Here is a 15,701-nt window from a genome sequence, read left to right as displayed (position 1 = left end):
CTTCCATCAGTTGCCTTGCTTCAATTCATATTTAGGACCATTTACCCCAGCTAGCTGGACGATGTCCCCTACTGAAAAAGGATAGGTTTTGTAAGCAATCATCGTTTGCCCGTTCAGCATGCTTCCATTCCGAGAGCCAAGATCTTTGATGAAGCAGCCTTTGTTGTCTCTATAACATTCAAGGTGAAGCCGGGATATTCCCTGCGCTTCGTCACCATAGCTGACCTGTTCGCCAATTCGGCCAATAGTAAATCGGTCATTCTCCCAAATAAGCCTCTGCCCTTGCCCTTCCCACTCCCTCTGGAGTGAGAATCCGCTATCGGCAGTGGGCTTTTTGTTATGCTGCCCTAGAAGTACCGTCGCTTCTTCTCTTCTAGTTGTTGCTGTTTGGGAGGAAACGCTCTTTTTAAACGGGGGCACAGCTTCCTCCGAATCAATTGATGATTTAGGATGTTGAACGTCGTCTTCCCCATTTTGAATGACTCCTCTAAATCGTGAACGGCTAAACTCTTCTCCGATTCTATCTTCCTTTAGGCTGTCTTCTTCTACTAATTCTGATTCTGATTCTGATTCAGCCATTTTGCTTTTTTTGAGCCATAGGGCTAGCAGTCCGGCAACACCAATAAGCGATAAACCTAGACATATGAACAGCAAGCTGCTGGAAGGAGCCGCTAAATAAATATAGCGCCATATACAAGCTACTGCTACAAAGATCATCGCGCTTATCAGCCATTTTCCTTTCCTAGCTGGCGCAGGCTCCTCCTCATTAAAGCTATATTGAGGCAGAGGTTCGACTTCTATATCCCAATCACCGGCGGCAAAAAAACGTTCATTTAGAGACTCTTGCATATTCGTTTCGCTTTTTTTAATATTTTCTATATCACGGCCAAACTCGCCAGCTTCTCCATAATGATTAGAGCTGCCATGATCAGCGGCCTTGTCCGGCCTCATAATGCCAGCAATATTAGCACTGCTAGCACTGCTAGCACTGCTAGCAGGATTTGGCCTGCTTGTGCTTGAAGCGGAAGCAGGAAGGCGATACGTACCCTCATACATTTTGCTAATACGTTCCAGCAATTGAGAACGAATCGTGCTGATCGTGGCATCTTCTCTGCTTAACAAGCGCAATAGATGCTGAAACTCCTCGCCATTTATTTCTTCTATATAAGAAGACCATCGTATTGCCAGTGCTAGCAGGGAGTGGATACAGTTTGGAGCAGCCTGGCCTGAATTTATCGATTTTAGAGGCATATAAACGAGAAAAATATCGCTTAGCTGCTCGCCAACAAATAGATATGACTCTTCCAGCAGGCAGCCTTCAGGACGAAGCATATAATGATGGCACTCATCGAGCGCTTCTATAATACCTAGCAGTACGGCATAAAACTTCTCCATCGTCAGCGATTGTATCTGCAAGCGATGAAGCAGCAATTTTTTGCCACTTATGCGATAGCTAAACGTAATAAGCCCATTCAGCTCGAACCATTCAATGGGCAGCAGATGTGGAATCGAGCTGCCTTGCAGCATTTGCAGCTCTACTTCTTCAAGCTCTTGTCTGCGTATGCCTCCCTCGCGATCCATAATTAGCTCATGTCCACGATTCATCGCATAATCTACAATAAAGTTCCCCATCGCTTCTCCCCCTTAGCTTGCAGCTCTCTTAATTTATGAACAGCTGAACTGAGTTAAACAAATACGCTGCTGGGCTTATGTAATCATGAGCCACGCAGTTAATGCCCCGGGTACGGCTGCAAGCATAAATGGGAAGGTGGTTCCCCCCGCTGCCCAGCCTCCAAGCTCCTTGCGTCTCGGCTCAGTGCTTCGGTGCAATAGCAGCAGCAAGCCACTCAACATCCTCCTGCTAAATGGCCTATTAAACAAAACTAGCAGCACGCCAATTAAGCCTGCATACAAAATGGCATACATCATCATTTGCAGCACCATACTTGTGCCAACCCACATACCCAGTGCAGCGAATAGCTTAACATCCCCTGCGCCAATTCCTCTCGCCAAATGCAAAATGAACAACGGGACAAACCCTGCAACAGCTCCGATTAACCCCGTCCACAATCCGCTCCAGCCGCCAGCGATTGTCTGATATAAGCAGCCTGCCGCAAAAAAAGACACGGTCAAGCGGTTAGGGATAAGCATGGAACGCAAATCTGTCAGTAATGCAGCGATGAGCAGCACGGCTGCCACTGCAAACGGTAAGGTGAGCATAAAACTCTGCCCCTTTCTATTTGTAAGCCTATAGGCTTGCACACACTACTAATTTGATTTTTTCTCAACCTGAAAATGCATGGATGCTTGCTGATCGCCCACTCCTGCTGTCAGCTCCCACATGCCTGGCGTCGTATTGCCCGATACGAGCCAGGTCCACTGGACAAATCCGTCGCTGCCCGCTGTCGCCTCGCCAAGATGCTTGGCCTGGCTTTGCCCACTTTTGTACATCACCTTTAATGAAGCAGTCACTCCCGGCTTTGTAAGCACAATAGCGGTTGCTTTGTGGCCCGGCCTTAGCGGTACAGGCGATATCGATATAATCTGAATCGGAATATGATCGGGATCATTTTGCGCTGCTGTATCTTGCGCCGCCGCGGCGTCGCTGATCCATACCCGCTCTGAAGCCTGCTCTCTTAAAATAAGCTTCTGCTTCATGAAAGGAAGCTGCATTGGAAATTCATATTCCGCTTCAATAATCAAATAAGGCTGCTGCTTATTTTTCAAATCCGGCAGCGCCAGCCTTGAAAGCTTGATTCTAGCTGTCTCCAACACGGCCTCGTCTGCATTTTGACGGAGCAGCGGCTCTATCGCTCCTCGTCCAATTTCCGTTGCAGCCATATCTATAAGCGGCTTCCAATCGCCGCTTAATGCAGAGGATGCTAGTGCCCCTGCCGGATCAGGCAACCACTTAGCAGCATTAGATGCCGCCGCGCTCCAATCTGCCAGCGGCATTTGTGCGGCACTAAATTCCGGTTTTGATGCGGAAACTCTCTGATAGGCTAACTCTACAGGATATATATGCGCGGCAATTTGCCGGGCGGATTGCGAGGCTGCTGCTTGAAGCGCTATTTGTAACGTACTCATGCGTATAAAAATAATGAATACCATCAGCACAAGCAGAAGCATTGGCATAACCAGCGCTGCCTCCATAACGATGCTGCCGCGCTCTCCCTCTCGGCAATCAGTATGACCAGCCAATCGTCTGCGTCGTTTCATAGCGGCCATTCGTCACCCTTCCCTGTAATAATCCGTAGCTTCCTAGCAGTTGCATAACGCCAGGCAAAAACCACAGCTGTGCAGATGTTCGTACCTCTCCTGTCACAGCTGTGGAAACGCCAGATAGAGTAACCCCGCTATTTTGCTCAATGACTGCAATCATTCTGGATACGGATGCTTCTTTATTGGCTCCGCCATGCAGAAGCATAAAAAGCCGTAAATAATCCGTGTACGAAATTTCCACATTTGCATATTTAGATAATGGGGCCGATCCCCGATCAGCAAAGGCGAGCATATCTTCCATCGTCTTCTCCAAGCCGTAAATAAGCGAACACGATAAAATCAAGAGGGGATGTCCAGCAGAGCGGCAAGTAGATAAGCCTTCCATAGTACGAATAGCCATGCGCACGCTAAACAGCTCGCCATAAGCTGCGGCCACATTGCCTATGCGATTATGAAAACCATAAATCACATATTCGGCTTCTTGATTATGAAAGGTCAGCGCCCGCGAAAGTTCAGCGGTATCCCCATTTTCAAGCATCATCTTCAATTGCTGCGGGGCAAAAACCGAATATCGCTGCAATACATATTCGCCCAAATATACGGTATCTCTAGCCTGCTCCAGCATATCGGCTACTCCGCCGAACAAGCCATTAGAAAGCTCCGCAGAAGCTTCAGCCTGCGAATGGGCATCCTCGCTGAATGCTTTTGTTTCAGCATTTGAACCTTGCGCTGCGACTGTATTAAATTGCAAATTTCCTTTGTAGCGCTCTTCCAGCTGATTAAATAATGCCTGCTGCTCTTCTGAACCAGCTACGCTTTGAAAGCCCCCCAGCATATTCCCGGCCTGTTTCCATAACGAACCTAGCTGCTTTTCTTGCTCTTTGCGCTGCTTCTCGAGCCCTCCATTGGCTAGCTCCTGCTGGCGCTTGGCAACGATGGAGCCTGGATGGACATACAGACCTTCATATTGTCCATATAACGCAATCATCTTCGTTGTTCCCGTACGGAGCATTGTTGTATAACGATCTACTGAGTCAAGCAGCAGCGTAAAAGCTGAGGTGAATCCACTCGCTTCATTATGAAATGCTGTATACAACTGTGCCTGATCGTCCAGTTCAGCACTATATTCAGTAAACCAAGCATCTGGTAAAATCAGCTGATCTGCTGTCTTTTGTATATCCTGCAATTCAGAGGCTGCTACAGAAGGCAAGGTGTAGGCATCAGAGCCTACTACTGGTTTGCCAGAAACGCGGTCATATCCGCTATAAGCAGGAGACTGTCTCTCCTTGCTTTCTATTAGCCGCATTTCCCCGTTCAACAGCCTTGCTTGCTCCAGCTGTTCCTTTGCCGTGCTCTGCAGCTTTATATGTTCGTTCATCACCTTGGCCGTTCGTTTCTTGAGCTCATTAATCAGCGCAATTGCTTCTGATTTATATTCCGCTCTTTCCTGCGTATATTTGGGTGCCTTGCCTGCGGCTATTAATTGCTCGTCAACGATAACCCAGCCAGCATATTCTTCATAACGCCCGGCAAGTGATGATGCTGTGCCCTCCTCTGTACTTGAGGAATCCAGCCCCCCATACGGCAGCAGTGCCTTCAAGCCGCTTGTTCCCAGTTCTTCAGCTGCCTGCTTTTGCAAAGCTAATATACGGGCGAGGCTTGCTTGGCGTTTGTCATACAGCTTGCGCAGCTGCTCCAGCAAGTCCACTGTCACCGCAGACTCCTTCATCGCCCCCGCCATGGGAGCAAACTTGGAAGCCAGCTCCAGCGTAAAATCAATCGGTGCTTTATATTTCATTTCTTCCAGCACCTGTCTTTCAAACACCGTATGGCTGCCCAATACTGCAGCCTGATCCGTATGTGAATGGACTATTTTGGCATCAATTGGCCGATAAAAGGCAGCGGATGACGCACTACGCTCCACATTCGTTTTCACAACCTCGCTGTAAATCGTATCTCCACTCGTACCGCCTCGCCCAAATAATCCGTATTGCTCATAAAGCTGACTGTCGAAGGCTGATAATACGGATCTTGCGCCTGCTCTCGCTGCATCCTCGGTTATTTTATGGAGAGCCGCTATTCTGGCGTAGTCAATAAGGATCGACATGAACAGCAAAAGCGACGACAGCACCATAGCGGAAAATATAGTGACTGCACCGTCTCTCTGCAACAGCCATTTGCTTAAGCAGCTTTTCCTGGCTAAATGCTGACTCAATCTTTCAAATCGGCTTGCTTTCATTTTTCTCCTCCATTCAACAGGCCTTTGGCTTTGCTATTGCTGTTTTGTTTGCTGTAGGAGGATAGTACCTGACTAGCCTGCTCCTTCCCGCTGCCCTGAGGGCTTCCGGCGAATTTAGCCGTATAATATCTAGCTAAGTCAACGCCGCGGATAAAATCGACAGGATCGGTAACCGGACTCGAAGCAACCGTCTTAGGCTCTCGAATGCCTAATACACGCTCAAGCGGCTCCAGCGACACAGGCTGTATAAGCTTTGTCTCAATATGGCGCTGAATGACCGTACGATGGTAGCCAATGCTTCCCTCAAAAGGAAGCCCTCGCTCAGCATTCATCCACCCTGCGGCAGCTGCCATTTTTTGTTCAGGCAAGCTATCTCCTGCCGCCCCGTGCAAAGGCAAAGCAAGCTGCACATCCGCTGATTCGCCGCCTAAGCCAAACAAAGAGCTGAGCAATCGATCCTCATGCATTCGCCAGTATAGGCTGTCGTATTCCCCTTCAGGCAATAGGCCCGTCCGTGAATTTCGGAAGCTGTTGTCCCACCCGAAGGCCGTCCGCTCCGTTGTAACGGAAGCCGAATAATAAAGCACTGTCTTCTGGTACATGTACATCCCAAGCAGGAGAAACAATAAAATAACAGTGAGCAGCAGCGGGAACACAAGCGTTGATTCCAGCGTAAAGCTCCCCTGCTCCCCGAGCAGCCACTTGCGAAACAGCGGTCTAAGAGAAAATTTTGTCTGCTTGGTCATCAGCCTTGCCCATTAAACGCTCAATAAGTTCTATAATCCAATCCTTGAACAGCAATGCAATAATGATAACGACGGCAATAATTAAAATAATTTCCAGCGTGCCTAAGCCGCTTTCCGATTTCCAAAATCTTTTCCATGCTTTTTTTACTGTTGTCATCATTCCAGCTTCCTCTCTATTTTCAATTGCTCCGTTAACGCTTAAGACATTAACAGCATGGCAGGAGCAGCGATAAAAACCATCAACACGAGCAAAATGCCAACCAGCGGAAAAACGAGCTTGGAGGATGCCTCCTCGCCGCGTGCTCGCGCAACAGCCTTGCGCTTCTCCCATAGCGTATAAGACAGCTCCCGCAGCGCCAGCACAAAATGCTCCCCGCCCCGGCGATAACTCAGCAGCAGCACCGTCGTAAAAATCGAAACCTCCTGCACCGCGCAGCTGCGATTGAATTTTTCTGCCGCCGTACTAAACGACTCGCCATTGTGCAGTGAATATACGACTTTGTTCCATTCTTTATACAGCGGATGCTGAGCAGTATCCTTACCATCAAGACAGCGCCCCAGCGCCTGCAAGGCGGTTTCGCCTGCCCCAACCAAAAGCATCAGCTTGCTGATCATTTCCGGCAGCTCCAAAATAATTTCCTGCTTGCGCTGCTTGATCAGCTTCCCTGCTTCCAGCAGCTGGCGCACAGGCAGCAGCAATCCGAGCAGCGCACCCATTGCCAGCAGCAGCGGTTCGCCTGCTGCACAAGCCAGCCAAGCGCAGCCTATCATCGCGGCATATCCGTAACCAGCAGCGCCGCCGAGCAGTTCTTTCGTCTGCTGCAGCTGCCACCGGATTCCCCGTAAAATAACGAGCTTAGCGTGATAGCTGCTAAGTGAAAGTGCCATATACTCATACAAACGGCTTCTTTCCAATAGCTCGCTGAACGGCTCAATGAAAAGCAAATGCTTTAAAGCATCCTGCTTGAGTGTTAGTTGGCGGGATGCAGACAGAATCATTCGGAGTCGCTTCCCACCGATAATAAATAGCCATGCCACCATGAGTACTATCGGAATTGCTGTCATTTGCGCCCGCTCCTATACTCGAATGCTCATTATTTTATGGATAGACCAAAAGCATACTAACAATGCACCAAGGCCAATCGTCAGCAGCAGATAGCCCATGCCTCCATATAGAGGCGCCATATAATCTGGAGCCATTAGGTTCAGAAACCCAAGAAATATAAAGGGAATCGCCATCATAATGCGTGCCTCAAAGCGTTTTTGTGCCAGCAGCACCATAATATCCTGCTGGATTTCCAGCTTTTCACCAATTGTCTGCGCCGTACGCTTCATCACCTCTACCAAATCGCCACCCGAACGCTTGCAGGCAGCAAATACATCAACGAATTGAACGATATCCTCTACATGGGAGCGGGCTGCTAAACTCCGCAGTGCCTGCTCCAGCGGCTCCGCATGCTCAAGACGGTGCTTCACGATTTGAAACTCCAGCAGCAGCTCCGTTCTTGGGTCAGGATATAGCAGCTGTAAATCATCCAGCGTCGCAATAAAGGCATTTTCCACCGATCTTCCTGCTGCAAGACAGGATGTCAGCGAATAAAGCGCCTCCTTGAATTGCAGCTTCAGCCTCTCCTTGCGACGCGAAATTAATGAAGCTTTGTAATAACGTGGTGCGCATAATCCCAATCCGGCAGCGATGAGACAAACCAGAAGGGAATGGTACACCGTATACAGAGCTGTAAAAACAGCTGCATAACCGATAATCGCTACCACTGCGAACTCGCGATAAGACAGCACATACCTATCATAATTTGTTAAATATCCGGTCTTGGCTGGCTGCCTGCTCGCATTACTCCCGTTCCCTTCCTCACCTTTGCCGCTTTCGAGCTCAAGACCGCACCAGAAAAGCACTCTAGTAAGCAGCGATTGCCCGACCTTCCCTGTATTCTTGGCTTTCTTGGCTTTCTCGGCTTTCTTGGTTTTCTTGGTTTTCTTGGTTTTCTCGTCTTTCCTGGCATTCCCCGGTATCTCCATAACGGTCCCCCTCCAGTGTTAGACCTGCCATTTGCAGCTTATCCCGGTGAAGGAGTGAATGGACGGTACGCTTTAAAGCTCCTAGCACCTTGCCGTCTTTCTCGCCCTCCTCCTCAAAACGGAACAAGGGGCGAATCTCGATTTCCCCGCCATCTATGCCGGCAATTTCAGCTATTTCCGTTACACGGCGCGTACGGTCGCGAAACCGCGATAGATGGATGACAATATCCAGGGCAGAAACGATTTGCTTCCGAATGACTTGAACGGGCAAATCAGCTGCCCCAAGCGCCATCGTCTCGAGCCTTGCCATCATGTCGCGCGCACCGTTGCTGTGACCTGTTGACATACCCGAGTGCCCGGTATTCATCGCTTGCAGCATATCCAGCGTTTCCGCTCCCCTTACCTCGCCAACGATAATTCGATTCGGACGCATCCGCAGCGATGCGCGAATGAGATCGCGAACCGTAATTTCCCCTTTGCCCTCGGTGTTGGCATTGCGCGTCTCCAGCGATACCAGATTGGCAACGCTGCGAATTTGCAGCTCAGCAGAATCTTCAATGGTTACAACTCGCTCATCAGCAGGAATGAACTGCGACAACGCATTCAGAAAGGTTGTCTTGCCCGTCCCCGTCCCTCCGCTAATAAAAATATTGTATTGCGCTGCGGTCAGCTGCTGCAGGAAGCTTGCTGCTTCTGCGGTTAAAGCTCCCGCCGCAACGAGCAGTTCCATCGTCATCGGGCGCTCAGGGAATTTGCGAATCGTCATTGCTGGCCCGCGCAAAGCTACAGGCGGCAGTACAACGTGGACACGAGAGCCATCCTTGAGACGGGCATCCACGATGGGAGAAGACTCGTTTACTACACGATTGACTCCTGCAACGACAGCCTGAATTAAGTCCTCCAGCCGCTCCTTGCTTTCAAAGGCAGCTGGCAGCTGCGTCATCGTTCCGCTTCGTTCAATAAAAATTTCGCCGTGATGATTGATCATAATTTCAGTAACTGACGGATCATCCATCAGCGGCTGCAATATGTCCAAGCCTCGAAAGGAATGAAACAGCCTGCGTACCAACTGGACCTTCTCCGCCGCCGTAAGCGGATGTCCGCTATTGCAATAGTCAAATACCGTCTGCTCCACGCTTCGCGTCAGCTCTGCATCCGTTACAGCACCGCTGAAATCAAGCTGCGACCTAATCTGGTTTCTTAATGCTAGCACCAACTCATCGGTTAGCAATCCGGATACCTCCCTCGCTTACCAATTGCTGAAACAACCGCTCCACGGCAGCTTTATACAATGGCGATGCAGCAACTGCCGCCGGCGATGGACGCCCTTCGGCAGCTTCGGGCAGCGCTGCGGCAATCGAACGGCTACCATTTCGCAGCTTAATCGTAAACATATCTGGAGGCCTCCCCTCTGCTTCATCACCTCCGGCTGGTACAATACGGCGGTTAACAACAAGTCGGATACGGCGGCTAAGCGACTGAAAATCTTCTTTCCACCTGCGTTCGGCGTAGCTAAACGCCAGCTCTGTCTTCCGCTGAATGGATGGGTCATCGGTAACCAGCCACAAAACCAAGCTGCTTTCCCTCCAAATCGACAGCTCGATCTCCCCCATCCCATCCTGCAAATCGATCAAAATGAGATCATATTGCCTTGAAGCTCGCAGCAGCTCCACCATCGCCGCTGCATCCGCTGGCAGCAAGCTGTAACGATCCTCCTCATTATCGCAGGGCAAAATAAAATCGGCTTTCAGCGCCGAGTGGCGCTTGCGATGCTGCGCAAGCCACGCTCCAGCCTTATCTGGCTCAGCCTTCAGATGATAAAGCAGCTGTGACATGCCTTCTCCCTCGGGGAGCACGAACTGGTCTCCCGCTCCCAGCCACACCTCAAGGGCGCTCCAGCGCTCCAGCGTCAAATAAAAGACGCGGCAGCCATGCTTGGCAGCTGTATTCGCCAGCTTGAGCGCAAGTGCAGTCTTGCCAACTCCCCCAGATGCCGAGCCGATAGCGATAACTGACGCGCCGCCCTCACTGCTTGCACGAACTGCACTCGACCGGACTGCGCCATGCAGAGCCACCAAGCTCTGCAATAGCTCCGGGAGCGGCTGATATTGCAGCAGCTCCGCATCATACTGGGCATATTGCCCCTTGGCAGCTACGAATGCCGCCACTGGCACACCAGCAGGCAGGTGTGGAGATGCAGCAGCCAGCATGGCAGGCTGGGCCGCAATCAAATCAACGGCATAACCTCCCTTGAGAAACTGGATGAGAGAGGCTGGATTCGTAAAAGCTGTAAGCTGCCACTGCTCGCCGAAGGGACTATCCCTCACATATTCTGCAAGCCTTATTGCATATTCCAGCTCACTTACTGCAACAGCTAATTGATAACGCACCATTCACCCTCCTTCCGAAGCAATGCTACAACCCGCAATCTGAGCTCAGACAACGCAAAAAAGCACCGTAAAGGCGCAGTTTACCTGCGATCCTTTACGGTGCTTCCGTAGTCATCCGATTTAAGATTGAGAAAAATTTATCACGTTTAAGTATGTACTGTCAACTGCTTTTTTCCACTGACTGATTCATATGTAAAATAAAATTACCATGCATCCTAAACAGGAGAATGAGTGATGCCTGACAAACATGAAGGTCTATTGTTCTCAGTCACTATCATCCTGATTACAAAAACAGCTACCTAGTTCCTTTATAGTTATTAAACTTATAATATGCTAAGATTTACTTGTATTTATTTTTTTCATAAAATAGAAATATAATACTTAATTTAATTTGCAGATGAGCCTTACTTTTCCTAGGTAATCACCTCATCCTTTAATCCAACCTTGCATTCGTGAACTTGCCTAGGCTGCTTGACAATGTCATTCCCATTATGAGTAAGGAGACAAATTAGCCTATGACATCTAATCACCTGAATTTTTCTGATTGTATTGGAACAGATACTTTAAATCTAAGCGAAATGAATAACAATTTTGCATTAATCGACAGCGAGTTTGCTCAGCGTGGAATAAATTTATTATGGAAAGGAGCAGATCCTACCGGGGCTACTGACAGTTCTGCTGCTCTGCTAAATGCCATTGCAGAAAACTCGGATACCATTTTCATCCCCAAAGGCGTTTATGCTCTCCACACAAACCTCACAGTCCCTACTGCAAAAAGACTTGTTTTTGATCAAAATGCCAGATTCCGACCTAATCGAAATATAACGCTAACCATTGATGGGATTGTAACCGCTAATGCCTTTGACTGGATTTTCGATTTAACAAATTCGGGTAAAATCGCTGGTTCCTTAAAAGTTGATAACATTTACCCACAATGGTTTGGTGCAAAAGCAGATAATATCACCAATGATTATTTAGCTATCCAACATGCAGAGGATTTAGCCAGTATCGGCAGTGCTACAGTTATTTTTTCAGGAACTTTCGCTATCAGTGCATCTATTGTCAAGAAGTCTAACTCCCATTGGTTTGGCTATAAATCAAAAATAAGAAGAATCGATAATGCAAATCCTAGCGTTTCTTCATTCAGCCTCGTATACGCTCCAGAGAATACAAAGTCATGGTCCATCAGAGGAATTGAGTTTGAAGCCATTGATTTAGGCACTAAACTGGCTAAAGGAATTACTTCCGGATTTGCTCCTTCAAGAAACAACTCCTGCATTGATGCCTATCGCAGCTACGATTGGGCCATTAAAGACTGTGTTTTCCGCAAGTTCTCACAAGCCATTCTTTATCGAGGTTGCAGCAATTTCTCTATTGTAGGCAACTCTTTCTTTTCTGATACTGGGAAAACACTTGCGTCCATGTTAGATGGAACATACCAACCTTATAACGATTATGGTTACACAGGAGCCATTATATTTGGACATTTGGGTAACCAACCCGATCCGCAAAAATCCAAAAATTTTATTATATCCAATAATTACATAGAAGCGATGGGTCTTGATATAGGCGTTGACGCCCTTGCGCAAACTTATGATGAGAACCCTTGCATCATTTCAAATAATATTATTATAGGCGCGCAATGCTCTATTCAAGCATATCGTGGCAGTTACGATGATCTTGGATATGCGGAAACCTTTCGAGGCAATATTCAAATTGACTCTAATCGCCTCTATGTTGCATGGGAACAAGGGATATACATTAGACAAACGAATGGAATTGTTGTATCTAATAACCATATTGAATGCGCAGGACTGGCTCTTGCTGGCGCCAGCAACCCTGGAGGCTCGTCAGTTGGGGCCATCGTGACAAGAATAAATCCGTTTAGACTACCCAAACATTCTGCGCTTCCATCGGATCAGATAGGCATAGATATTATCAATAATCGCATTGTTAATCCTGGGAGAAATAACACAGCCATTGATGCGGCTATTCATGTGAAAATTCCCAATTGTCGGATCATTAATAATGATATTATTCGAGAAAAAGTAAACTTCCCCACGCTTGCTCAAGGCGCAGCCATCATAGTTGATAGCAGCGAATGGTTACTGAGTGCAGAAATTAGAGGCAATCGCATCGATTATTTTCAAACGGGGATTCAGTGGGCAGGCAGCCCGAGAGAGCATAGCGAGGTAGAACAATCAATAATCGAAGGAAATACTTTTAAAAATTGCGGAACCTATGGCATCCTTCTGGACACCTTTCGTGTAAATGGTACATTAATAAAATCAAATCAGTTTCACAATTGTACTCTTGCTATTGCTATGCGTAATACGCCTTATTCAACAATAGAAGACAATTATTTTAACCAGTGCATTAAAGGAATCCAACTTAGACCGGGGAATCTGGCAAGCGACTACGTCAAATTAAAAAGTGGAAACACTTATACCGGCATCGATAATGGACTTAAAGGAGGTGGGACACTTATAATCCGCAACAATGATTTTGTTGATGTTAAAGAAACTCATTCAGTAAGTCCTGATGGCGACACCTCCTTCCACGGACGCTGTGCCGTATGGGAAGGGGACCGTATTAATAATCGCCCAAAGCTTGCCAATTTATTCAATTCAGCTACTCCAGATGCCGCAAACACGGCTCGTGTGTGGAATCAGCATGATCGTGTTCAGAATAAAACCATTGTTAGCGGTCAAGTGTATGAGAAAATTTGCATTCAGGGTGGCATGTATGGAAGCCCACCTACAACACCAATCACTTGTACCGTTTCTGATAACTCAGCTGTAGCTACAAATGTTTCAAGTGTAATGAATATTGGCAGAGGCCAATATTTAATGGTTGGGACAAGTGTTAAATACGTCCTTGCCGTAAACTATTTAATAAACCAGGTTACTTTTGACAGCATTTTCACTTCTAATGCTATAGATGTTCCGATTTCTCTTAGCCCTCCTCAATTTGCGAATCTAATTGTATGTCCATAGCTTTCTCAAACTGCAGCTAGATAAACATAGTTAAAAACAATTACACCGTAAAAGACCATATTTACTTATGGCCTTTTACGGTTTTTGATGTCAGTAGATAAAAACTAAATTAGTATTTATCAAACCTACAGTTATCCGATATATTCAATTAAACATAGGGCAGACGGATTCGACTGTTTAACACTATTGCTTGATGAAATGATAATTTTGCATTTCTCATCGGTATCACATACGAAAAAAAGCTCGGCCGTAACATTAAAACCAAGTTTATGACGAGCTACATCTGCTACTGCTAATATAGTTGGATTGGCTTCCGCGGTTTTAAGTGTGAATGTGGCAGGGGTATCTTCCGTTACAGCGTTGGCAGGGGAATAGAGCCTTACTTGCGTAATAATAGAATTAATAGGCAATATAATTTCTAAATTTTGATTCCCCAAATAAGGAAATCTCCCGTTAGGTCCCTTTACAGATACAATCTTCTTTTGTACAATTCCAACATTTGCTCTCTCATATCCGAGCGTACACTCCCATATATTTTTAGGGCTGTCATTTAAACCACGACAATTTCTAAATTTAATTTGGGGTTGCCCTCCAAGATTCCCAAGCGAATTCGTATTTACATACGAAATAAAATCCTTCGGTCTAGTATGCTTGGCAATCTGGCAATTCTCATAAATGATATTATGAGGGAATGCCCATGAATTACCCGTGTAATAATATTGATGTTGCCCCATAAGCGTACAGCCATCAAATTTAATAATGGGCATTTTCACATTAGTTGATTTAAATAAGGCGGTAACCCACTGATGGCTCCCATCATTGTATTGCTGAGAATCACAATCGCAGCTTATGAATGAAACAGCACCATCAGCCCATTCACATTCAATTAGCTTCGCTAAACCATATTTTGTTTCAAATCTAGCCCCTATACATAAAAATCTCTGTACACCGCTTACATGTGAAGTTCCAAGCAATTTAAAAAAAGTAGTGTTACCAGCATTACTATCCGTGTTTATGAAGCTTCCCCCCCAGATATTGATATTTCCACCTTTTTCGAAATGCAGAAAATCTCCTCTAGAAGCCTCATATTGACAAGCAAAAAAATTATAATTTAGGAATTGGTCATTTGCTGTTGTACTTTCCGAAAATATCGTTTTATTCCATTTCCCATAAAAACCACAGTGAAACCACGTAAATTCACTATTTGTATTTAACCCTTCTAGCTTCCAACCATAATTAAAATTAATAAAATCGCATTTATCAAACGTATAGTTTTGAGCCCCGCCTTTTGAATACGAATACATAAAATTGGTTTGTTTTTCGTAATCACCGACAAATGTAATCCCTTCAAAATGAATGTGCAGCCATTTGTCATTATTGTAAAACAAATATCCGTTCGTACCTGAATTTGGTTTAAATAAAATCCTTGTAATTCCTCTTCCAGAGCCTCGGAAAGCTAAGCCACGAGCCCTCTTTATATTGGAATTCCCCAAAATTTTCGGATTACTGCTTGAAACGACATAGGTGCCAGCAGGCAAATCAATAACCGTATTTCCCTGTGGATTCGTTATTTCACTTACATTATTTGTAATGCGAGATTGAATGAAAGCTTCAAGATCAATAAATGCCTGATTCGAATTGGTCAATCCGGTATTATCAGCACTAAACCATTCTATATTGGAACCACGACTTTCAAATTCCTTATCAATTTTCTGAAAATTATTTTGTATTTCAATAATTTTCAAGCTTTCATCTCCAGCATTAACGCTCATTTTGAGATTATCTGTTTCATTAGATGCCACATGCCTCTCCTCCTATTGACTATAAATTTTTACTTCCTCTCTTTATCTAAATAGAGTATTATTTAAAAATTCATTTCATTAACCTGTTTACAGATGATTAAGAACTTCAATCAATGGAGGATAAAAGCTTTGATACAAGTAAAATATTCTTCTTGGCTCCATTGTGTGTTTAAGCTTTTGCAATGAGTATACATTCCTGCTTTAGTACATAAATAATCTCTATAAACTAAAAAAAAGCAAGAGAGTACAGGCAATTCCGCCGCACTCTCTTG

At 46.2% G+C, this 15,701-nt stretch carries 12 protein-coding genes; 1 reads left to right on the top strand and 11 read right to left on the bottom strand.

Translation table 11 applies throughout. The annotated features are described in order from the left end of the window. Positions 1–6 precede the first annotated feature (6 nt). From ASF12_RS26945 to ASF12_RS26900, 10 genes are all read right to left on the bottom strand, one after another. On the bottom strand, positions 7–1,632 hold the full coding sequence (locus ASF12_RS26945; protein ID WP_056041339.1) for a DUF6382 domain-containing protein: 1,626 nt from the start codon (positions 1,630–1,632) through the stop codon (positions 7–9). Positions 1,633–1,707: 75 nt separating this feature from the next. Continuing rightward, entirely contained in the window at positions 1,708–2,220 is a 513-nt protein-coding gene (locus tag ASF12_RS26940; protein WP_056041338.1) for an A24 family peptidase, read from the bottom strand. 48 nt (positions 2,221–2,268) lie between these two features. After that, positions 2,269–3,228 carry a TadE/TadG family type IV pilus assembly protein gene (locus ASF12_RS26935; protein ID WP_081419072.1) on the bottom strand — a complete coding sequence of 320 codons (960 nt, stop codon included), beginning with the start codon at positions 3,226–3,228 and terminating at the stop codon, positions 2,269–2,271. Then, complete coding sequence (locus ASF12_RS26930) at positions 3,185–5,461, bottom strand: TadE/TadG family type IV pilus assembly protein (RefSeq protein WP_056041335.1); 2,277 nt, start codon at positions 5,459–5,461, stop codon at positions 3,185–3,187. Before ASF12_RS26930 ends, ASF12_RS26935 begins: the two co-directional genes overlap by 44 nt. Then, positions 5,458–6,207, bottom strand: coding sequence for a TadE/TadG family type IV pilus assembly protein (locus tag ASF12_RS26925; RefSeq protein WP_056041333.1), 750 nt, complete (start codon positions 6,205–6,207; stop codon positions 5,458–5,460). The genes ASF12_RS26930 and ASF12_RS26925 overlap by 4 nt, the downstream gene beginning before the upstream one ends. Further along, positions 6,179–6,367, bottom strand: a complete 189-nt coding sequence (locus ASF12_RS26920; RefSeq protein ID WP_056041332.1) for a Flp1 family type IVb pilin — start codon at positions 6,365–6,367, stop codon at positions 6,179–6,181. Before ASF12_RS26920 ends, ASF12_RS26925 begins: the two co-directional genes overlap by 29 nt. A 38-nt stretch (positions 6,368–6,405) precedes the next feature. Further along, on the bottom strand, positions 6,406–7,272 hold the full coding sequence (locus tag ASF12_RS26915; protein WP_056041330.1) for a type II secretion system F family protein: 867 nt from the start codon (positions 7,270–7,272) through the stop codon (positions 6,406–6,408). 12 nt (positions 7,273–7,284) lie between these two features. Next, positions 7,285–8,235, bottom strand: a complete 951-nt coding sequence (locus ASF12_RS35935; RefSeq protein WP_235533299.1) for a type II secretion system F family protein — start codon at positions 8,233–8,235, stop codon at positions 7,285–7,287. Then, positions 8,120–9,472, bottom strand: a complete 1,353-nt coding sequence (locus ASF12_RS26905) for a CpaF family protein (protein WP_081419070.1) — start codon at positions 9,470–9,472, stop codon at positions 8,120–8,122. Before ASF12_RS26905 ends, ASF12_RS35935 begins: the two co-directional genes overlap by 116 nt. Further along, the gene (locus tag ASF12_RS26900) at positions 9,459–10,634 is read right to left on the bottom strand and encodes a ParA family protein (RefSeq protein ID WP_056041329.1); all 1,176 of its coding nucleotides are present in this window, start codon (positions 10,632–10,634) and stop codon (positions 9,459–9,461) included. Before ASF12_RS26900 ends, ASF12_RS26905 begins: the two co-directional genes overlap by 14 nt. Before the next feature lie 512 nt (positions 10,635–11,146). Here ASF12_RS26900 and ASF12_RS26895 point away from each other — a divergent pair. Beyond that, a complete protein-coding gene (locus ASF12_RS26895; RefSeq protein WP_056041327.1) occupies positions 11,147–13,627 on the top strand; it encodes a right-handed parallel beta-helix repeat-containing protein in 2,481 nt (826 codons plus the stop codon). Between the two features lie 131 nt (positions 13,628–13,758). On the opposite strand, the gene ASF12_RS26890 is transcribed toward ASF12_RS26895, so the two are convergent. Next, entirely contained in the window at positions 13,759–15,429 is a 1,671-nt protein-coding gene (locus ASF12_RS26890) for a hypothetical protein (protein WP_056041325.1), read from the bottom strand. Positions 15,430–15,701 lie beyond the last annotated feature (272 nt).

Origin of the sequence: Paenibacillus sp. Leaf72 (assembly GCF_001422685.1) — a bacterium.
Taxonomy (GTDB): domain Bacteria; phylum Bacillota; class Bacilli; order Paenibacillales; family Paenibacillaceae; genus Pristimantibacillus.
Note: the sequence above shows the minus strand (reverse complement) of the source record. Positions and strands in the feature narration are given on the sequence as shown.

Coding starts and splice junctions, on each gene's coding strand:
- ASF12_RS26925 (WP_056041333.1), bottom strand. CDS start 6,207: ATGACCAAGCAGACAAAATTTTCTCTTAGACCGCTGTTTCGCAAGTGG.
- ASF12_RS26930 (WP_056041335.1), bottom strand. CDS start 5,461: ATGAAAGCAAGCCGATTTGAAAGATTGAGTCAGCATTTAGCCAGGAAA.
- ASF12_RS26945 (WP_056041339.1), bottom strand. CDS start 1,632: ATGGGGAACTTTATTGTAGATTATGCGATGAATCGTGGACATGAGCTA.
- ASF12_RS26920 (WP_056041332.1), bottom strand. CDS start 6,367: ATGATGACAACAGTAAAAAAAGCATGGAAAAGATTTTGGAAATCGGAA.
- ASF12_RS26900 (WP_056041329.1), bottom strand. CDS start 10,634: ATGGTGCGTTATCAATTAGCTGTTGCAGTAAGTGAGCTGGAATATGCA.
- ASF12_RS26935 (WP_081419072.1), bottom strand. CDS start 3,228: ATGGCCGCTATGAAACGACGCAGACGATTGGCTGGTCATACTGATTGC.
- ASF12_RS26940 (WP_056041338.1), bottom strand. CDS start 2,220: ATGCTCACCTTACCGTTTGCAGTGGCAGCCGTGCTGCTCATCGCTGCA.
- ASF12_RS26915 (WP_056041330.1), bottom strand. CDS start 7,272: ATGACAGCAATTCCGATAGTACTCATGGTGGCATGGCTATTTATTATC.
- ASF12_RS26895 (WP_056041327.1), top strand. CDS start 11,147: ATGACATCTAATCACCTGAATTTTTCTGATTGTATTGGAACAGATACT.